This window comes from Pseudomonas sp. EU05-FHT14B02, assembly GCF_058791055.1.
The window spans coordinates 20,761-39,458 of sequence record NZ_JBYTDD010000045.1 but is presented as its reverse complement, the minus strand read 5'-3'; the positions used below and the strand labels follow the sequence as shown (position 1 = coordinate 39,458).

At 58.6% G+C, this 18,698-nt stretch carries 18 protein-coding genes; 8 read left to right on the top strand and 10 right to left on the bottom strand.

From position 1 onward, the window contains the following. Positions 1–263 precede the first annotated feature (263 nt). Positions 264–1,400: a catalase family protein gene (locus AC3WTM_RS28605; protein ID WP_102671784.1), complete on the bottom strand. Its 1,137-nt coding sequence runs from the start codon at positions 1,398–1,400 to the stop codon at positions 264–266. Between the two features lie 28 nt (positions 1,401–1,428). Next, complete coding sequence (locus AC3WTM_RS28600; protein ID WP_102671785.1) at positions 1,429–3,231, bottom strand: di-heme-cytochrome C peroxidase; 1,803 nt, start codon at positions 3,229–3,231, stop codon at positions 1,429–1,431. Between the two features lie 270 nt (positions 3,232–3,501). On the opposite strand from AC3WTM_RS28600, the gene bamJ reads away from it, so the two are divergent. The 5 genes from bamJ (at position 3,502) to AC3WTM_RS28575 (ending at position 6,198) form a co-directional block, all read left to right on the top strand. Continuing rightward, the gene (gene bamJ, locus AC3WTM_RS28595) at positions 3,502–4,218 is read left to right on the top strand and encodes a BamJ family beta-barrel-assembly machinery protein (RefSeq protein ID WP_090453947.1); all 717 of its coding nucleotides are present in this window, start codon (positions 3,502–3,504) and stop codon (positions 4,216–4,218) included. Between the two features lie 292 nt (positions 4,219–4,510). Continuing rightward, entirely contained in the window at positions 4,511–4,966 is a 456-nt protein-coding gene (locus AC3WTM_RS28590; protein WP_102671786.1) for a YkvA family protein, read from the top strand. Between the two features lie 114 nt (positions 4,967–5,080). Continuing rightward, positions 5,081–5,422: a helix-turn-helix domain-containing protein gene (locus tag AC3WTM_RS28585; RefSeq protein ID WP_007974980.1), complete on the top strand. Its 342-nt coding sequence runs from the start codon at positions 5,081–5,083 to the stop codon at positions 5,420–5,422. Beyond that, entirely contained in the window at positions 5,419–5,790 is a 372-nt protein-coding gene (locus AC3WTM_RS28580; RefSeq protein WP_007898892.1) for a hypothetical protein, read from the top strand. Before AC3WTM_RS28585 ends, AC3WTM_RS28580 begins: the two co-directional genes overlap by 4 nt. Beyond that, positions 5,791–6,198, top strand: a complete 408-nt coding sequence (locus tag AC3WTM_RS28575) for an SEL1-like repeat protein (protein ID WP_102671787.1) — start codon at positions 5,791–5,793, stop codon at positions 6,196–6,198. It begins immediately after the preceding gene. 24 nt (positions 6,199–6,222) lie between these two features. On the opposite strand, the gene AC3WTM_RS28570 is transcribed toward AC3WTM_RS28575, so the two are convergent. Both AC3WTM_RS28570 and AC3WTM_RS28565 read right to left on the bottom strand, forming a co-directional pair. Then, positions 6,223–8,013 (bottom strand): bifunctional diguanylate cyclase/phosphodiesterase, encoded by a 1,791-nt coding sequence (locus AC3WTM_RS28570; protein WP_102671788.1) that lies wholly within the window; start codon positions 8,011–8,013, stop codon positions 6,223–6,225. Positions 8,014–8,158: 145 nt separating this feature from the next. After that, positions 8,159–10,240 carry a carboxy terminal-processing peptidase gene (locus AC3WTM_RS28565; protein WP_173677954.1) on the bottom strand — a complete coding sequence of 694 codons (2,082 nt, stop codon included), beginning with the start codon at positions 10,238–10,240 and terminating at the stop codon, positions 8,159–8,161. Positions 10,241–10,378: 138 nt separating this feature from the next. Between AC3WTM_RS28565 and AC3WTM_RS28560 the strand changes: the two genes are divergently transcribed. After that, a complete protein-coding gene (locus AC3WTM_RS28560) occupies positions 10,379–11,341 on the top strand; it encodes a zinc-binding dehydrogenase (protein WP_102671790.1) in 963 nt (320 codons plus the stop codon). 130 nt (positions 11,342–11,471) lie between these two features. On the opposite strand, the gene AC3WTM_RS28555 is transcribed toward AC3WTM_RS28560, so the two are convergent. The 6 genes from AC3WTM_RS28555 to AC3WTM_RS28530 all read right to left on the bottom strand — a co-directional run bounded on the left by AC3WTM_RS28555 (position 11,472) and on the right by AC3WTM_RS28530 (position 16,799). Next, complete coding sequence (locus AC3WTM_RS28555) at positions 11,472–12,125, bottom strand: HAD family hydrolase (RefSeq protein WP_102671791.1); 654 nt, start codon at positions 12,123–12,125, stop codon at positions 11,472–11,474. A gap of 34 nt (positions 12,126–12,159) precedes the next feature. Beyond that, on the bottom strand, positions 12,160–13,149 hold the full coding sequence (locus AC3WTM_RS28550) for an ABC transporter ATP-binding protein (RefSeq protein WP_102671792.1): 990 nt from the start codon (positions 13,147–13,149) through the stop codon (positions 12,160–12,162). Then, the gene (locus AC3WTM_RS28545; protein ID WP_090453956.1) at positions 13,146–13,946 is read right to left on the bottom strand and encodes an ABC transporter permease; all 801 of its coding nucleotides are present in this window, start codon (positions 13,944–13,946) and stop codon (positions 13,146–13,148) included. Before AC3WTM_RS28545 ends, AC3WTM_RS28550 begins: the two co-directional genes overlap by 4 nt. Next, a complete protein-coding gene (locus tag AC3WTM_RS28540; protein WP_173677956.1) occupies positions 13,933–14,769 on the bottom strand; it encodes an ABC transporter permease in 837 nt (278 codons plus the stop codon). The genes AC3WTM_RS28545 and AC3WTM_RS28540 overlap by 14 nt, the downstream gene beginning before the upstream one ends. A 5-nt stretch (positions 14,770–14,774) precedes the next feature. Then, positions 14,775–15,581 (bottom strand): alkaline phosphatase family protein, encoded by an 807-nt coding sequence (locus AC3WTM_RS28535; protein ID WP_102671794.1) that lies wholly within the window; start codon positions 15,579–15,581, stop codon positions 14,775–14,777. A gap of 153 nt (positions 15,582–15,734) precedes the next feature. Next, the gene (locus AC3WTM_RS28530) at positions 15,735–16,799 is read right to left on the bottom strand and encodes an ABC transporter substrate-binding protein (protein ID WP_102671795.1); all 1,065 of its coding nucleotides are present in this window, start codon (positions 16,797–16,799) and stop codon (positions 15,735–15,737) included. A gap of 363 nt (positions 16,800–17,162) precedes the next feature. Here AC3WTM_RS28530 and AC3WTM_RS28525 point away from each other — a divergent pair, with 363 nt between their 5' ends. Then, on the top strand, positions 17,163–17,876 hold the full coding sequence (locus AC3WTM_RS28525) for a UTRA domain-containing protein (protein ID WP_102671796.1): 714 nt from the start codon (positions 17,163–17,165) through the stop codon (positions 17,874–17,876). Between the two features lie 178 nt (positions 17,877–18,054). Further along, the gene (locus AC3WTM_RS28520) at positions 18,055–18,600 is read left to right on the top strand and encodes a hypothetical protein (RefSeq protein WP_102671797.1); all 546 of its coding nucleotides are present in this window, start codon (positions 18,055–18,057) and stop codon (positions 18,598–18,600) included. Positions 18,601–18,698: the final 98 nt, after the last annotated feature.

The window sequence follows — 18,698 nt, the reverse complement described above, 5'->3', positions numbered from 1 at the left end:
CGGTAGTTCAGTCGGTTAGAATACCGGCCTGTCACGCCGGGGGTCGCGGGTTCGAGTCCCGTCCGCTGCGCCATATTCGGTAATCTGGAACACTGAACGCCAGGTCACCACAGAAAGCCCGCCTTGTGCGGGCTTTTTGCTGTCCGGGATTTGGCTTTCCTCGCTCCCCGTAGGAGCGAACTGGCTCGCGATGGTCGTTAACGATAACGCGTAGATTCAGATAGCCAGCGGCGCCCATGGTTTTTTCGCGAGCAAGCTCGCTCCTACAGTCCGGCGTTACGGCTGTGCCGGTAGTCGCTGACGGCTTCATACACGGCCTTGCGCAGGCGATTGATCCCGCCAATCGGTCGGTGCGCCTCGACGCCGAACCAGGGATTGAACGACTGGTTGTCGCATTGCAGGTTCAACGCCGGTGTATCGAAGTCCTGTGCCGGAACCTTGATCCGCGCCACCGTCTCGAAGGGCGCATCGCTCTCGCGCCACTCAATGCTGGTGTCTTCAATCGGCATGTACCTGTTGGCGTCCTGTCGCTGGATTTGCAAAGCGAAACACGCAGGCACCCGGTCGGTCGACAGCTGTTGGTTCAGCGCATTGCGCAGAAAGTTCGGCAGCTTGCGATTCTGTTCCGGCAGGCTGTAGGCCGGGCAGCTATCGGGATCGGGCATGACCCGGAACTTCGCATTGGCTTCACCGAATTTGTAGGGTGAAACCGAAAAGTACGTCGTCTGGGTCGGGCTCGACGGGGCAGGGGCCAGTGTCGCCAGGGCAATGAACAGGTGGCGAACCTGCCAGGTGCGTGGGTCCCGGCCGGGGAAGAAGGCCATCATCTTTTTACCGTTGGCCTGGGCGGCGACGTTCTGACGGTATTCGGCGACATTACTGACAAAGAAGTTCGGGTGGTTGAACATCACAAAGTCCTGTTCGCCTCGGCCCTGCCGGTCGCTCAACAGTTGCTTGCCCGGCACATCGAACAGTTTGATCGCCATGCCCCGGGCGTCGCGGATGCTGTCGAACTGCGGGTAGGCATTGCCGTTGGACAGGCGCATTGTCGCTTGCCAGGTTTTGCCCGGCTCGCTGAACACACCCTGGCGCAGTTCGCTTGGCAGTTCCGGAAGCACCTGAACCTCGGCCTTCACACAACCATGGGCCTTGGCATGGGCGTCGCGCAGGTAGCGGGTGCTTTCACGGTGCTGATCGACGATGCGCACTGCGGTCTGGATGATGTCCTGGGTCATTGCCGCTTCGTCGTCCGCAATCAATTCCTGCGCCGAGACCGGCCCGCGATGCTGCCAGGCAAGCCAAGCGCTGGCCAGGGCCCAGCCCAGCACGCCAAGGACCAGTGACCACAACAACAGCCTGGCGAGGAAGGCGCCCAGGCGCAGCCAGAGCGTTATCAGCATGGGAACGTTCTCCTGACTGAGGCAGTGGTCATGGCAGTTGCGCCTCCAGCGGACCGCCCAGCACTTTCAGATACTCCAGCAATGCCCAGCGTTCTTGCGGCTGCAACCCGCGGCCGATCACACCATTGCCGAGTTTGCCGGCACGGAATTCATGGCCACTGTTGTGGTTGCCGGTGATACGCGTGTCGAACAGGAAGCCATTGGCAAAGGCTTCGGTGCGGTAACCCAGTTGTCCCGGGTCGTACTCGAAAGTGCCTTTATAGAACGTGGTCGCACGCTCATCTTGAGGCGACAGTAGTTGATAAATACTCGGTACCGAACCGTTGTGCAGAAACGGCGGTGTCGCCCATACACCCGCTAATGGCCTGGCCTTGTACGAACGCAATTCGCGCACTCCGATTGGCAGACCGAAACCGTCCATTTCAGGGCGCTCGGCAGGGGTGACATTGGCGTCTTGATACGCGCGGCCCTGGACATAGGCGGTGACATAGGCCAGTCCCTTGGCCACGGACATCTTGCTCAGATCCAGAGGCTCGTCGGGTTCTGGCTCGACATCGAGTTTTTCCAGTTCGGCCTGCTTCCATTGCAGCGCTGTCAGGTCGAAGCGGTGGTCGGCGATATTGTTGGCCGCGCCGGGGTCTGTGCCGATGTAATCCACCGGGAGCATTTTCAGGTGCTGGACGTATCGTCCATCGCCCTGGGTGGTGCGTGGTACATGGCAACCCGCGCAGATTTCGGCGAACAAGGTGCGCCCCTGGGCTGCCAGAGGCTTATCGACCGCGCCCAACAGGTCTTCCGGCCAGGCCGGAGGCGAGAGTCGTTGCAGAGTTTCTTCGATCAGGTGCAGATCGCGCACGCGGACACTGGACGGATAGCGGGCATCGCCCATCAGCGGCTGGCCGTTCTTGTCGAAGAAGTTCAGCGTGGCGCCGACGCCCAACGCCTCGCCGATGTTGCGGGCCATGGGTTGTTTCGCCGAGCCGTTCCACTGCACCCATTCGAACGTCCACATGTCCCACAGCTGTGGATAATCGACCGGGGCATTGGCCACGCGGTAGTTGTCGGGGGAAATCGCATCACCGAAGCTGGCGTTGGCGATGCGCCCGAAGGCGTCTGTGCGCCCCGGGCCTTCCTCGGTCGGATAGAGCCCGCGATGGGTGTCGTTCCAGGCCACTTTGAGGAATGTATCCAGTGAAGATTTGAAATCTTTGCGCAACTGTTGGTGGCGCGTCTCGTAGTCCTGGCCAAGCACGTTGCGTGCGAAGCGCTCGAATTTCCACGGGTTGTAGTAAGTGGAGGCGAGGCTGGCCACCAGGGCCTGTCCGAAACTGCCGCCTTTGAGCGTAGGAACACTGGACGGCAGCACATGTTGCGCCGAGCCGCCGTCGATACGCAGGGCTTGACCCTTGTAGCGCAGTTCACCGGTGTGGCAGGCCGCGCACGTGATATCCAGAAACACATCCGGGCTCCCCGCGTTCTGGTGCCGGGTAAAGCCTGCCGGGAGGTTGCCGGGGTTGTTCGGTGTTGGTGCCTGGCCGGGGTCCACCAGGAAACCGAAGCGGGCGAGGTATTCGGGGGTGGCGAAGCGTTGTTGCGAGAAGGGCAGTTCGAGGGCAGTGAACCAGTCATAGCGCAAGCCTTTGACCTGAGTTCCCTGGGGTGTGAAGTAATAAGTATCTCGATCGGCGGCGCTCCATTGCTCCAGGTAATGCACCTGTTGTGCGGGCGACCAGGCCGGCAATTTCGGGTTGGCGACGTAATAGAGAACCACGGCGATGACCAGCCCGAGCAGTAGTGCGATGAGAATCAGCAAACGAAAGAAGAGGCGCAAAATAAACTTCCTTGTCGAATGATCATGCCGTTATGCCCGAGCACTCAGGGTGGGGCAAGAGGCCATTACGCCAGATATTGTAGGTTCAGGAATCGGCCTGCGTCGGAACAAGATGAAAGAAGCTTCATCGACACGAATTGTGAAATGCGTTTAAACACCTGAACTTATCAATTGTTTCCGGCTCTCATGCCGGTAGCCATTGGTCGTGGCGGCCTGATAAGCTCGCGGCTTTACTCGATTGCCCTTTAGGCGCATGAACAAGGAAATAGCATGAAACAGCATCGGTTGGCGGCGGCGGTAGCCCTGGTTGGCCTGGTACTCGCGGGTTGTGATTCGCAGACCAGCGTAGAGCTGAAAACTCCGGCGCAAAAAGCTTCCTACGGCATTGGCCTGAACATGGGCAAGAGCCTGGCTCAGGAAGGCATGGATGACCTGGACTCCAAGGCTGTAGCCCAGGGCATCGAAGACGCCGTCGGCAAGAAAGAGCAGAAGCTCAAAGACGAAGAACTGGTCGAGGCGTTCGCCGCACTGCAAAAGCGTGCCGAAGAGCGCATGGCCAAGATGAGCGAAGAGTCGGCGGCTGCCGGCAAGAAATTCCTCGAAGACAACGCCAAGAAAGCTGGCGTGACCACCACCGCTTCGGGCTTGCAGTACGAAGTCGTGCAGAAAGCCGATGGTCCTCAGCCAAAGCCGACTGACGTAGTGACCGTTCACTACACCGGCAAGCTGACCAATGGCACCGTATTCGACAGCTCCGTCGAGCGCGGTAGCCCGATTGATCTGCCGGTCAGCGGTGTGATCCCGGGTTGGGTCGAAGGCCTGCAACTGATGCACGTTGGCGAGAAGTACAAGCTGTACATCCCTGCTGACCTGGCTTACGGCGCTCAAAGCCCAAGCCCGGCGATTCCAGCCAACTCGGTGCTGGTATTCGACCTGGAACTGCTGGCCATCAAGGATCCGGCAAAAGAAGACGCCGCTGCCAAGTAACCAGCGCTTGCTTCGATAACAACGCCTCGCTCTTGCGGGGCGTTGTTGCATCTGGCGTTCGGCACGGGTAAACAAAACGAACAGACGCTCTAGGCCGGAGTCTTAGGCATAGTAGTGTTGGCGGTAGACGCGCAAGGCCGCCAAGTCAATGAAATTATGGGTTTTTTTTGATGAGTAAAAAACGCCCGATCTGAACGCGGGCCTTGTAAAACGGGGCTTACAGCGATGAAAAGCAGCTCTGTTCACAAGGTTATCCACAATTTGTGTGGATAACATTTCAACGGGAGGAATGATGAAAGCGCCCTGGAGTTTCGCTCGTTTCCTGCCACTGGCCGGACGGCTGCTGGCACGCGGTCGATTGCCAACCCTGTTATTCGCGGTCGCCAGTAAAGGCGCAAGCCAAGGTAATCGATTGGGCAAGATCAAGGACGACTTGAAGCTGTTGCAGGCACTCTGCCTGGCCTACTGGCGTGGTGAGTATCGCGCCATCAGCCCCAAGGCGCTGGTTTCGGTTGTCGCGGGCCTGATGTATTTCCTCAGTCCGGTGGATGCGATCCTGGATTTCATTCCAGTATTTGGCATGCTCGATGACATCGCGGTACTGGCATGGCTGATGAAAGTGCTCGACGACGAACTCAATGCCTTCCGCGCCTGGCGCAAACGGCAGGTGCCGGAGAAGCTCGCGGTGGTTGAGCGTCTGCCTGATACCCCCGAGCAACTTCAACTTCAAGGCCCGAAAAAACACTGATTCGATTTTGATGAGTTCATAGATTGATGCCCCCCGCGACCTTGGCCGCTGTTAGGATTACACTTCTAGGGAAAAGTGCCGACTCGCTAAGTGTTGTTGTCCTACGGGGTAGTGATGGATATTCAGATAATTACACGCGAAGGCGAGCCCGAATATGCGGTTCTGCCATGGGCTCAGTATCAGGCGTTATTGAAAGCAGCGGGCATCAAAGAGCAAGCGTCGCCTCAAGCCACGAAGCCTCAGGCGGCGACACCAGACGCGATACTTCCGGGTCTGGATCAACTACGCAGTTTGCGCGAGGGGAAGGGCATCGCCATCGAGGCGTTGGCCCGCACGGTAGGCATCAGCCCGTCTTACCTGGCCATGATCGAAAGTGGCGAGCGTCTGCCCGACGCCGCGATTCGCCGTAGCCTGGCCTGGGAATTGACGGTGCCAGGGTGGAGGGATGAATCGTGAGCGTACGCATCAGTCGTCAACATTGGGACGGATTGCTCGGCGAACTGGATCAGGCGCGTCGCCAGCGCCATCTTTTGACGTATCGGGCATTGCTGGAGCGTTTGCAGTTGCCGACCCCGGCCATGCAGACCCTGACGGCGGCCCTTGAGCATCTGGCGGCTTTGGACGCCAGGGCGGAGCAGCCATTGCGCAGTTCACTGGTGATCAGTCAGGGCGCCAGCCGCTTGCCGCGCACCGGATTCTTTGAATGTGTCGAGCGTCTCGGGCGTTTTTCCGGACCGTCGGACGGCGTTGCCGCCGCATCCTGGCATGCTTCGGAAGTGGTGCGGGTGTTCGAGTACGAATACCCGGAATCGGCCGAGGCCTGAGTGTTTTTACAACTCAAGGCGCGGGCTGGTTACTGGCTCGCACGCCGATTGTTTCACTGGTCATGGTTTGTCCGTCAGCCACGTGGCTGGCGCTGGCTCGAAGGCCAGTTCGCACGCATGGCCAACCTGGGCGATGTCGGCGCCCAGAGCTTCTATGGGCACATCCTGGCGTTTCGCGGCGTCGGCCTCGGTGCTCGTGAGGAGGGCGTGCGTTTGTTGCGCCTGGCGGCGTTGGCGGGCGATGGCAAGGCGGCGTATCAGGTGGGCGTGATCACGCTGGCCGGGACGGCGAGCAAGGCTCCGGATCCGGTTGAAGCGGCGCGATTCTGGGAGATGGCGGCGAAGGCCGGGCACCCATTGGCGCCGATCAAGCTCGAAGAGCTGAAGTCTTCCCCGGCGCCTCGTTGATGGGCGTGAAGCCGGAAAGCGCCCTTATCGATGCCCGGAAACGAGCAGCTCTTCAACAGTCGAAACCACCCGGCTATCAATCACATGCACGCTATAGCCCTGCACATTCTTCGCATGGTGTTTGGCCTGTGATGCCATCTCGGCCAACTGGCTCGCATCGAGTTGTCCACAGGCCTGTGGATGCAAATGCACCACGCCGATCGACAGCGACAACAACGCAAACTCCTGGCGCTGCCCCTGACGATTGGGTGCGATGAAGCAGCCGGCTTCCAGGTGCTCGCTGCGGTAGAAGCGCCGGCACTGGCTCTGGAAGTCGTCGAGCAACTGGTTCAAACGTTTGCGCCAGTCTTCCGGGCCTAGCACCAGCAGGAAATCATCGCCGCCGATGTGGCCGACGAAGTCGCGGGACGGGTCGACGCGATCGTTCAGGCATTGCGCCAGGCACAGCAGGACTTCGTCGCCGCGACCATAGCCGTAGATGTCGTTGAAAGGTTTGAAGCTATCAATGTCCACGTAGCAGATCACCGATTCCCTTCGCTGTTGCAGCAGTCGCGTCAGGCATTGCTGAATCGGCACGTTGCCCGGAAGCAAGGTCAACGGGTTGGCGTAGCGGGCCTGCTGGATCTTCAGTTCCGTGATCAGCTTGAGCACGTCGATCACCCGGCCCAACCCCAGGTAACCGCCGTTGAGGGTAATGATGAAATCTTCTTCGATACGCTGGCGGGCACGGTTGGTGATCAGGCGGCTGACTTGTTGCAGCGACTGGCTCAGCTCGACGGCGAGGAAGTCACCGTTCATCAGGCGGCTGATGGGCTTGCGGGCGAACAGGTCGGTGGCAAAGGGCTTGAGCAGGGCGTCGGAGAGCGAATGACGATGGACAATGCCGCAGGGTTGACCCTGTTCATCCAGGACTGCCAGCGAGTTCAGGTTGGCCTGGCGGCGAAAGGCTTCGAGCACGGTGGCGGTCGGCGTGTCGCGGTTCACCGCGGGCAGTTCGTTGAGCAGGGCGCTGAGGTCGCTGCCGTCTTCGCTCAGTACAACGGCGCTGCTGTCGCGTCGGGGCATCAATGCCCGGGCATCCCGTGGCGGGTGTTCCTGGGGGCGGCAGAGCAGATAGCCCTGCACCAGGTCCACGCCCATTTCTGTCAGCACCGTGAGTTCTTCGGGGAGCTCGATACCTTCGGCGATGACTTGCGCCCGCGAGGCCTTGGCGATTTGCAGGATCGAGCCGACGAACTCGCGCTTGAGCGCATCCTGATGAATGCCATCAATGAAATGCCGATCGATTTTCACATAATCCGGCCGTAGCTCGGACCACAAGCGCAAACTCGAATAGCCCGCCCCCAGATCATCCAGCGCAATTGAAAACCCCATCGCCCGGTAGTGATGCAGGGCGGTTTGCAGCAGCTGGAAATCATCCGTCGGTGTCTGTTCCGTGAGCTCGATGACTACCTGACTTGGCGCAATGCCGAAATCCTGCAGCAATTGCAGGGTGCGCCCCGGTTGATGGGCTGCTTCGAGCAGGGACTCCGGGGACACGTTAAGGAACAACAGGCCCGGCAGTTGTTGCTCATTGAAGCGTCGGCAAGCGCTTTTGCGGCAGGCAATTTCCAGCTCGCTCAGGCGTCCGGCCTGGCGGGCGACGGCGAACAGGGCGACTGGGGAGTGTAGAGGGCTGTTGGAGGGGCCACGACTGAGGGCTTCGTAACCGAGGATGCGTCGTTCAGAAAGGCTGATGATCGGTTGGAACAGGCTGTGTAAACCGCTTTGACTCAGGATCGAGCTCAAGGCACTCAGCTGTTCGGTTGTGGTCATGGCGATCTCTGGCAATAAAAAAAGGACCGGGCGTGCTCTAGGTAAAATGAGCACGCCCGGTCCTTTATTTCACGACAGAATGATGACTGTTTGATGACGCTACCGGGGCGTCAGCATTAAATTGCCATCAGTTGTTTGTACAAACTCAGTGCTTGGCCACTGCCGTGTTGAGTTTCAGGTAGTCCAGCAGAATCCGCCCTGTTTCGCTGAGGTAGGCATCGTCTTCCGGTTTTGTCTTGTCATCCTCGGCCGCAATGGCGTCCTCGTCTTCTTTCTTCAGCTCTTTGAGCGGCTCTTCGCCCTTGGCCTTGCGACGGATGTTTTCCATGGCCAGCTGTTTGGCTTCGATGTCGGCGTGCTGGGCACGGCGCTCGACTTCATTGAGGCTGACGGTTTTCTCGGCCATCAGTTTTTGCGCCAGGGCCAGTTTGTCACGGATGAACACGAACTCCGCATCTTTGGTCGTACGCACGTCATGCTCGGACTGGAGCTGCGAAATGTACGGCTTGAACGGGTCGACCGCAGGCTTGATCGCCGCCTTGATGGTGTCCCACGGCATGGCTTCCGGCAGGGCGCTTTCACCGATTTCCTTGGTGTCGATGATCGACGGGTAATCGATGTCCGGCAAGACGCCCTGATGCTGGGTGCTCTGCCCGGAAACCCGGTAGAACTTGGCCAGGGTCAGTTTCAGTTCGCCATGGTTGAGCGGCTGAATGGTTTGCACGGTGCCTTTGCCGAAGGTCTGGCCGCCGATGATCAGCGCGCGGTGGTAGTCCTGCATGGCGCCGGCAAAAATCTCCGAAGCCGAGGCGGACAGGCGGTTGACGAGCAACGCCATCGGGCCTTTGTAGAACGCGCCCGGATTTTCATCCTCCAGGACATCGACCCGGCCATCGGCGTTACGCACGAGCACGGTCGGGCCTTTGTCGATGAACAGGCTGGTCAGTTCGGTGGCCTCTTGCAAGGAACCGCCGCCGTTGTTGCGCAGGTCGATGACCACCCCGTCGACTTTCTCTTTCTGCAATTCGGTCAGCAGTTTCTTGACGTCGCGAGTGGTGCTCTTGTAATCCGGATCGCCGGCACGGAAGGCCTTGAAGTCCAGATAGAACGCCGGGATCTCGATGACACCGAGCTTGTAGTCCTTGCCATCCTGCTTCAGATTCAAGACCGACTTCTTCACGGCCTGATCTTCGAGTTTCACCGCTTCACGGGTGATCGGCACGATCTTGGTGGTCTGGTCGTTCGGCGCATTGCTGGCCGGTATAACCTCCAGGCGCACCACGGTGCCCTTCGGACCACGAATCAGCTTGACCACTTCGTCCAGGCGCCAGCCCACGACGTCGACCATTTCCTTGTTGCCCTGGGCAACGCCGATGATCTTGTCGGCCGGTGCAACCTGCTTGGTCTTGTCCGCCGGACCTGCCGGCACCAGGCGCACGACTTTCACCTGGTCATTATCGCTTTGCAACACGGCCCCGATGCCCTCGAGGGACAGGCTCATGTTGATGTCGAAGTTCTCCGCGTTATCCGGTGACAGATAGTTGGTGTGCGGGTCGTAGGACATGGCGAAGGTGTTGATATACGCTTGGAAGATGTCTTCCGCGCGGGTCTGGTCCAGGCGCGCCAACTGGTTCTTGTAGCGCTTGGTCAGGGTTTCCTGGATCTGCTTGGAATCCTTGCCGGCGATCTTCTGACGCAGGACTTCGTCCTTGACGCGTTTGCGCCACAAGTCGTCGAGTTCTGCGGTGGATTTGAGCCAAGGGGCGTCCTTGCGGTCGACCAGCAAGGTTTCCTTGGTGGTGAAGTCGATCTTGTCGACGCCTTTGTTCAGCTCGGCAATAGCGAAGTCCAGACGCGATTTGACGCGGTCCAGGTAGCGCTTGTAGATGGTGAACCCGGCATTCAGGTCGCCGCTCTTGAGGAAATCGTCGAACTGCGTCTTCCACTTGTCGAATTCGGCAATGTCGCTGGCCATGAAGTAACTGCGCGACGGATCCAGCAGCTTGAGGTAGCTGTCGTAGATGATTACCGAGCGTGCGTCATCGAGCGGCGGCTTGCTGTAGTGGTGGCGTTTGAGCAACTCCACGACGTTCAGACTGGCGATCACTTCGTCACGATCGGGTTGAAGCTTGTCCCAGCTATTGGCTGCGAATGTATTGCTCGACATCGGCAGCAAGCCGATACCGATGAATAAAGCGAGGGCAGTGCTGGGGAACAGATGCTTCATGCTGATTCGACGCGGGGACAATTGATAACGCATATTAGGCCGTCTTTGAAGTCGCCGGTTCTTTGGGAGCCGGTCGCATAATGCAAAAAACCCGACGCTATAGCTTCGGGCTCAGTCCAGACTCACTATGGAGGCACTGTGAAAGCATTGCAAGGCGTTGACGGTCAAGTGGTATGGGTTGATGAGCCGAGTCCTGCATGCGATGTAGGACAAGTTCGTATACGAGTGGCGGCAGCGGGCCTCAATCGTGCCGATTTGTTGCAGAAAGCTGGCCTTTACCCGCCCCCGCCAGGGGCCAGTCAAGTGCTCGGTCTAGAGTGCTCGGGGGTCATCAGCGAGGTGGGCGCCGGGTCATCCTGGCAGGTTGGCGATCGGGTTTGCGCCTTGCTGGCCGGGGGCGGGATGGCCGAAGAGGTGGTTGTCGACGGGCGGCATGTGCTGCCGGTTCCCGATGGAATGTCACTGTTCGAAGCCGCTGCATTGCCCGAAGTTTATGCAACAGTCTGGCTGAATTTGTTTCAACTGGCTGCGCTCAAACCGGGTCAGAAAGTTCTTCTGCATGCCGGGGCAAGTGGAATCGGTTCAGCTGCCATTCAGCTGTGCAAGGCGTTCGGCAATCCGTGTTGGGTCAGTGTCGGCTCAGCAGAGCGATTGGCGTACTGCGAAGCGCTGGGCGCCCAGGGCGGCGTGGTGCGTAATGGCGATCTGGAGAGCCTGCGGGATCTGGGGCCGTTCGATGTGATTCTCGATCCGGTGGGCGGCAATTACGCGGCCTTGAACCTCAAGCTGCTGGCGCAGGATGGCCGCTGGGTGTTGATCGGTCTGATGGGCGGCCGCGAGGCCAAGCTGGACCTGGCCCAGGTGCTGGCCAAGCGTGTGCAGTTGCTGGGTTCGACTTTGCGCAGTCGCGACGATCAGTTCAAGGCTGATCTGTTCAGTGATTTGAGCCAGCACGTGTGGCCGTTGTTTGCTGAAGGACGCTTGAGCCCGCAACTGGCCAGGACATTCCCGATCAAGGATGCCGAGGCGGCGTTTGCGGAGTTGGCAAGTAATACCGTGGCGGGGAAGGTGGTGCTGGTGATTGACGAAAGCCTCACCTGACCCTTGTATTTGTAGGAGCGAGCTTGCTCCGGGCAGCGTTCCGACGATGGTCGTGAACGATAACGCGTGCTACCTGATAACCAGCGTCGTCTTCAATTTCATCGCGAGCTCGCTCCTACAGGGTTATCCGTTACTTCCAGTCATGGATCGGCCAGCCGGCTTTTTCGGCCTGTTCGCGCAGCACCGGATCCGGGTTGACTGCGTGGGGGAAATCCACCTTCAGCAACAGCGGCAGGTCGTTGCGTGAGTCGGAATAGAAGCTTGCGCCTTCGAGGTTTTCCTCTTCAGCATCCAGCCATTCCAGCAAGCGGGTGATCTTGCCTTCGCGGTAGGTCAGGGTGCCAACGGTGTGGCCGGTGTAGACGCCATGGGCCACTTCCAGTTCGATGCCCAGAATCTCGTCGATGCCCAGGCGCTCGGCGATGGGACCGACCAGGTGGGTGCCCGAGGCCGAGATCACCAGGATCCGGTCGCCGGCCTTGCGGTGCGCGGCGATGGCTTTGGTGGCATCGCTGAAAATGATCGGCTCGATGAAGTCCTCTACCCACGGACCAACCAGGTGCGCGACTTCTTCAGGTGTACGACCAATCAACGGTTCCAGGCTGAAGGCCATGTAGTCCTCCATGGCCAGATGGCCCCTGCCGTACGCATCCATCAATTCCTTGTCGCGACGCAGGAACGACTCGCCATCGACCCAGCCGAGGCGGACCATTTGCTCGCTCCACAGTGAGGCGCAGTCGCCGTGGATCAGGGTTTCGTCCAGATCAAAAATTGCCAGGGCCATCAGTGCAGTTCTCTCTTCAGCGTCAGCAAAGGCATCAGGCTACCTCACACAGGGCCGTCGGATCGATGGAAAGCGCCAGGCGCTGACCATCGGGATGCAGGTCGGCCGCCGAGCGGTTCAGCACATCCACCACCAATTCTACGCCCCGGGCTTCGACCCGGTAGCGAATCACGTTGCCCAGCAGGCTGTGGCTGCGCACTTGCGCGTCCAGTTCACCGTCAAGGCTCAGTTCGATGGCTTCCGGGCGAATGGCAATGCGCTTGTTGATCGGTCGCTGCAACAGCTTCGAGGCGCTGTCGGCGTCCAGCAGGTTGTAGTTGCCGATGAACCCGGCGGCGAACACATCGACTGGCGCAGTGTAGAGGGTTTCGGCGTCGCCACTTTGTACGATCTTTCCCTGATTCATCAGGAAAATCCGGTCAGACATGGTCAGGGCTTCTTCCTGATCGTGTGTGACGAAAATCGTGGTCAAGCCCAGTTCGCGCTGGATCTGACGGATCTGTTCGCGCAGGTGCTTGCGAATCCGCGCGTCCAGCGCCGACAACGGTTCGTCCAGTAACAACAGGCGTGGCCGGGTCACCAGGGAGCGGGCGAGGGCCACGCGCTGGCACTGACCGCCCGACAGTTGGTGCGGGTAACGCGCGGCAAAGTCATTGAGTTCCACCAGTTTGAGCACTTCTGCGACGCGTTTGCGGCTGTCATCGGCATTGACCTTTTGCATGCGCAGGCCGAAGGCGACGTTTTGCTCCACGGTCATGTTGGGGAACAGCGCATAGCTTTGGAACACCATGCCGATCCCGCGTTTTTGCGGGCTCACCGGCACGATATCGACACCATCGAGCAGGATTTTGCCGCCATCCACCGAAGTCAGGCCGGCGATGCAGCGCAGCAGGGTGGATTTGCCGCAACCGGACGGACCGAGCAGGGTGACGAATTCACCTTTCTGGATTTCGCAATTGATGTCGCTGAACACCGTGGTGCCGGCGAAGCTTTTCTGAAGATGTTGGACGCTGACATAGCTCATTCGCTTTTGTCCCTGTTCAAGATATTGGCAATCCAGGTCAGAACCAGCACAAAGAAGAAGTAGGAAATCACCAGCGCACTGGTGAAATGACCGCTGCTGTTGCGCATGTTGTTGAGGTAGACCTGTAGGGTTTCGTAGCGGGTACCGACAAGGATGTTGGCGAACACGAACTCACCGAACAGGAACGAGAACGACAGCAGCAACGCCACCATCAGACCCTTGCGCAGGTTCGGCAGCACCACCAGGAAGGCGGCTTGAAAGGTGCTGGCGCCGAGCAACTGGGCGGCATCCATCAGGTCGCGCAGGTTGATCGCTTGCAGGTTGTTGGTGATCGCCCGGTACATGAACGGCAGTGCCACGGTGAAGTAGCAACCGATCAGGATCCACGGCGTGCCGACCATGGCGAATGGTCCGGAACCATAAAGCTGCAACAGCCCCACCGACGACACCACCGGCGGCACGGCGAAGGGCAGCAGGATCAGGATGTTCATCAGTGCGTCGAGTTTCGGGAAGTGGTAATGCACCACGAACAGCAGCGGCAGAATCAGCACTACTGAAAGAATCAGCGAACCGACGCAGACCAGCAGCGACTGCCCGAACGCATTCAGGAAGCGCGGATCGCTCCACAGTTGAATGTACCACTTGAGGGTGAAGCCACTGGGCAGAATGGTCGCCGACCAACTGCTGGAGATCGAATAGATCAGCGTGCCGAGCAGCGGCAACAGCAGGATGGCAAACAGCAGATACACCACGACGCGGTGGTAGACACCGGCGGGCCCCAGTTCAGCGCGAGACATGGTAGCTCCTCTTCAACAGCAACTGATGCACGATGGTCACCAGGGTCATCAGGGCCACCAGCACCACGGCCAGGGCGCTGGCCAGGTTTGGATCCAGGGAAATGTCACCGGACACCATCGCTGCGATGCGGATCGGCAGCACGTTGAAGTTGCCGGTGGTCAGGGCGTACACCGTGGCGTAGGCACCGAGGGCGTTTGCCAGCAGGATCACGAAGGTGCCCAGCAGTGCCGGCGTCAAAACAGGCAAGCCGATGTGGCGCCAGTACTGCCAACCGTCGGCGCCGAGTAGCGCAGCGGACTCACGCCAGTCTTCGCGCAGTGCATCGAAGGCCGGATACAGCAGCAGCACGCCGAGGGGAATCTGGAAGTAGGTGTAGAGAATGATCAGCCCGGTTTTCGAGTACAGGTTGAAGTCCTGAATGATCCCGGCCTGCTTGAGCAGGATGGTGAAGCTGCCGTTGAAGCCGAGCAGAATGATGAACGCGAAGGCCAGGGGCACGCCAGCGAAGTTACTGGTCATGTTGGCGAAGGCGTTGACGAAGTTGCGCAGTTTCGAGTCCACCCGGCGCAGGGAATAGGCGCCGAGTACCGCGATGATGATGCCGAACAAGCTGGACCAGAAACTGATCTCGAGACTGTACTGGATCGCCTGCAAGTAGAACTTCGAATTGAAGATCTTGCTGAAGTTGGCCAGGCCCCAACCGAACTCTTCCGATTGCAGGCTGTTGATCATCACCCAGGTCAGCGGTGCGATTTCGAACACGATGAAGAACAGTGCAAATGGCACCAGGCACAAGGCCGCGAGCCATTTGCCGCGAGTCATGGAATTCACTTCAGAAGCTCCCGGCACACCGGCTTGTCGTGAGGCACGCCCAGCAGTTCGCAGACGGTGCCGCAAATGTCAGTCTGTTCGGGCGCAGCGCCCGAATCGAAACTGAAAGCGTCGCCGAGGACGAACAGCGGTACTTCGCGTTCTTCGGCAAGCAGCCCGTTGTGGGAGCGGTCGTTGTTCATGCCGTGGTCGGCGGTGACCAGTACTTGGTAACCGGCATCGAGCCAGCCTTGCAGGTAGTCGGCCAGGATGATGTCGGCCGAGCGAGCACTGTTGCGGTACTGCGGGGTGTCGAGGCCGTGCTTGTGCCCGGCGTCGTCGATGTTCATCGGATGGATCAGCAGAAAATTCGGTGCATGGCGCAGGCGTAGATTTTCGGCGTCGGCGAACAGGTGCGAATCCGGGTAGTGATCGTTCCAGTAAAAATGCCCATGCTGGATCGGCAGTTGCGGGTCATCGGTGTGACGGTCCCGGGCCGCCACGAAGGGCGAACGGTTGTACAGTTCGCTGACCCAGTGATAGGCCGCCGCCGCGGTGACAAGGCCAGCGTCAGTGGCGTAGTGATAGATGCTGCGCTGGTTGGACAGGCGCGAGACGTTGTTGTGGACGATGCCGCTGTGGATCGGCGCGACGCCGGTCAGGATGCATTCGTACAGCGGGCGGGACAGGGCCGGCAACTCGCACTGCAGTTTGTAGAGTGCCGCACGTCCTGCGCCGACGTAGGCCTGCAGGTGCCCCATGGCGTGGCGGGCGACCTCGTAGTTGAGGCCGTCGAGCACGACAAGGATGACGTTGTGCTTCATAGGGGCAAAAACTCCGCATAACAGATGATTCAAGTACGCAGCCAATCCCTTGTGGGAGCGAGCTTGCTCGCGATGAGGGACTTCCATTCAACATCAATGCTGAATGTCAGGTCGCTATCGCGAGCAAGCTCGCTCCCAGAGGGATCTACCGCATCATTTCATTTCAACGATGACTTCTTCATTCCACTTCTGAGGCAGGGCCTTGGAAGTCTTCTCCCAGGCGTCCGCGTCCTTGATCGGCGTGACCTTCTTGTACTGCTCGTTAGGCAGCAGCTTGGCCTGCACCTCGGCTGGCAGGGTCAGGTGTTCGGCACGGATCGGACGGGCGTTGCCCTTGGCCAGGTTGATCTGGCCGGCGTCACTGAAGATGTATTCGCGGGTCAGCTTGGCTGCATTCGGGTTTTTCGCGTACTTGTTGATGATGGTGGTGTAGCCGGAGATCACCGAGCCGTCGGACGGGATCAGCACCACGTAGTCATCCGGGTTGGCCATCTTGGCCTTGTAGCTCAGGCCGTTGAAGTCCCAGACCACGCCGACTTCGATTTCGCCTTTTTCCATGGTGGCAATCGTCGGGTTGGACATCGACAGGCGACCTTGCTTGGCGATGTCGGCGAACAGATCCAGGGCAGGCTTGAGGTTTTTCTCGTCGCCACCGTTGGCCAGTGCCGCGGCCAATACACCGTTGGCTGCCTGGGCCGCGGTGCTCACGTCGCCGATGGAGACCTTGTATTTGCCGCCCTTGAGGTCAGCCCACTTGGTTGGCGCCTCGGAGCCATGCAGCAACTTCTTGTTGACGATGAAAGCGATGGTGCCGGTGTAGGCCAGTGCCCAGTTGCCGTCTTGGTCCTTGGCCCAGGCCGGAATCTGATCCCAGGTCGAAGGCTTGTAAGGCTGGACCACGCCTTGCTTGACCGCGATCGGGCCGAACGCTGCACCGACGTCGCCGATGTCGGCGCTGGCGTTGTCTTTTTCCGCGGCGAACTTGGCGATCTCCTGGGCCGAGCTCATGTCGGTGTCGATGTGCTTGAGGCCGTACTTGTCGCTCAGGTCTTTCCAGGTGCCGGCCCAGTTGGCCCAGTCATTGGGCATGCCAACGCTGTTGACGGCGCCTTCCGCTTTCGCAGCGGCTTCCAGGGTTTTCAGATCATCGGCCGCGATGGCGGCGGTGCACATTGCGATGGTCGAGCCTAACAGTGATGCCAGGAAAAGCTTTTTCATTCCGAAGCTCCTTGGGTCGTGTTCAACGCTGCGATTGCGGTTTGTGTTGGTCTAGGTCAGCAATACCTGAGCCAATTTAAGGGGGCTGGATGACACTTTGATGTCGTTCGTCGCCCGGAATGACTTTTTGTTCAGCGGTATCGCGACTGGCCTGCTAAGCGTAGACCATGGTCAAGGCCCCGGAAGGCAAGGGACTTGGCCGATGAATTGCAAGTTGTTGAAGGCAGGGAATGGCGACCGTTGGGCGGCTTTGTCACATCTCGTTCATCTGCGCTGCCTACGCTTGCAGACTATTGAATGAGCCGGTTTACACTGCGGTTCTGCCCTGAAATGGTGCTGGTCTAGTCCAGAAAGGAAACGTTGATGCGTGAAGAGGCAACAAAAGCGGTAACAGCCATCGGCCAGGTGCTTCAGGAGCAGATCGACCATGGACTGTTGACCCCCGGCAGCAAATTGCCGGCCGAACGCAAGCTCAGTGAATTGTTTGGCACCACACGGATCACTTTGCGTGAAGCGTTGTTGCAGTTGGAGTCGCAGGGGCAGATTTATCGCGAGGAGCGTCGCGGCTGGTTCGTCTCGCCGCCACGCCTGGCCTACAACCTCATGCAGCGTAGCCACTTTCACGCGATGGTCAGCGCCCAGGGGCGGGTGCCGTCGACCGAGGTGATTTCAGCGCGATTGCAACCGGCGTCGGCGGCGGTGTGTGCCTGGCTGCAATTGCCGGCGCTGTCGAGCGTGATCCAGATCTGCCGTTCACGGCGGATTGACGGGCGACTGGTGTTGTATGTGGAGCACTATCTGAACCCACAGTATTTCCCGGGGATTCTTGAGTTCGATCTGAATCTGTCGATCACCGAGTTGTATGCGCGGCATTACGACTTGCACTACGGGCGGGTGCGCTTCGAGATTGTACCTACGGCGTTGTCGGTGGATGCGGCAGCGGCGTTGAAGGTGTCGGTGGGTAGCCCGGGCTTGCAGATTGCCCGGGTCAACTATGACCAGCATGAACGCTTGATCGACTGCGACCTGGAGTTTTGGCGGCATGATGCGATTCATGTTGGAGTTGATGTTGTCTAAGTTTATATTTAATGGTTGCAGGTTAATAGCGTCGGGGTGGTGTTGGGTGTATTGGCTAAATATATTGAAATCATAGTTATGCTGTTTGTCTTGTGTGCTTTATCTTGCTTTGTATAAGGTTGTCTTGGGTCGCTATTATGTTGCGGTCTTGAGAGAATTTTTATATAAGGATATTAGTATGTCTGTTAATGGAAGTAATGATCTGGTTGAAACCTTTCGTGCAACTATGAGTATTTTTGGGGCTCCCGTTTCAGTCCTTTCTCCTGGGAAAATCGGCACCCAAGTGGCTCATGTTGAGCCGACCATGTTCTATTTTTACGCTGTAGGGAGCCGCTATGCGGTCTCTGCTGGGAATATAGAAGAGAAACAATATATTGCTTTGGATAGTGACGGGTATCTTTGTATTGGAGATCGCGTAGAGCAATTCTGTATTTTAGATCTCGACAACAACTTCCTGGCGAATAAAAACCATCCTCAAGGTGAGGTGGTTATTAGTTTGTACTCATCCAGAGGTGAGCATGTTATACAGTTTGAGGGGGACAATGCATTTGATGATCAGGATACGCTATACAATTTCTTGATTGCAGGGCGGAAAGTCAGGAGGGAAAATTTAAGTGGTGAAATTTCTTATGTGGTGCCGAACGGGCGAGGCGCGTGGGTGAAATATCCAGCCGATAAGTCCTTCACGCCTAAACCAGTGCCCATCGTATTGAATGTCCAATAGTCGTAAAAGCTTGTGAGGCTTTTGCCGAAGTCTGTTCCAGTGAACTAAAGAATACTTAAGTGAAAGCAGCTCGGGGTCCTCCCCGAGTTGCACCTTGT

Excerpts from the sequence above, each read along its gene's own strand:
- AC3WTM_RS28605 (WP_102671784.1), bottom strand. The coding sequence starts at position 1,400 with ATGCTGATAACGCTCTGGCTGCGCCTGGGCGCCTTCCTCGCCAGGCTG.
- bamJ (WP_090453947.1), top strand. The coding sequence starts at position 3,502 with ATGAAACAGCATCGGTTGGCGGCGGCGGTAGCCCTGGTTGGCCTGGTA.
- AC3WTM_RS28590 (WP_102671786.1), top strand. The coding sequence starts at position 4,511 with ATGAAAGCGCCCTGGAGTTTCGCTCGTTTCCTGCCACTGGCCGGACGG.
- AC3WTM_RS28585 (WP_007974980.1), top strand. The coding sequence starts at position 5,081 with ATGGATATTCAGATAATTACACGCGAAGGCGAGCCCGAATATGCGGTT.
- AC3WTM_RS28570 (WP_102671788.1), bottom strand. The coding sequence starts at position 8,013 with ATGACCACAACCGAACAGCTGAGTGCCTTGAGCTCGATCCTGAGTCAA.
- AC3WTM_RS28565 (WP_173677954.1), bottom strand. The coding sequence starts at position 10,240 with ATGAAGCATCTGTTCCCCAGCACTGCCCTCGCTTTATTCATCGGTATC.
- AC3WTM_RS28555 (WP_102671791.1), bottom strand. The coding sequence starts at position 12,125 with ATGGCCCTGGCAATTTTTGATCTGGACGAAACCCTGATCCACGGCGAC.
- AC3WTM_RS28550 (WP_102671792.1), bottom strand. The coding sequence starts at position 13,149 with ATGAGCTATGTCAGCGTCCAACATCTTCAGAAAAGCTTCGCCGGCACC.
- AC3WTM_RS28545 (WP_090453956.1), bottom strand. The coding sequence starts at position 13,946 with ATGTCTCGCGCTGAACTGGGGCCCGCCGGTGTCTACCACCGCGTCGTG.
- AC3WTM_RS28540 (WP_173677956.1), bottom strand. The coding sequence starts at position 14,769 with ATGACTCGCGGCAAATGGCTCGCGGCCTTGTGCCTGGTGCCATTTGCA.
- AC3WTM_RS28535 (WP_102671794.1), bottom strand. The coding sequence starts at position 15,581 with ATGAAGCACAACGTCATCCTTGTCGTGCTCGACGGCCTCAACTACGAG.
- AC3WTM_RS28530 (WP_102671795.1), bottom strand. The coding sequence starts at position 16,799 with ATGAAAAAGCTTTTCCTGGCATCACTGTTAGGCTCGACCATCGCAATG.
- AC3WTM_RS28525 (WP_102671796.1), top strand. The coding sequence starts at position 17,163 with ATGCGTGAAGAGGCAACAAAAGCGGTAACAGCCATCGGCCAGGTGCTT.
- AC3WTM_RS28520 (WP_102671797.1), top strand. The coding sequence starts at position 18,055 with ATGTCTGTTAATGGAAGTAATGATCTGGTTGAAACCTTTCGTGCAACT.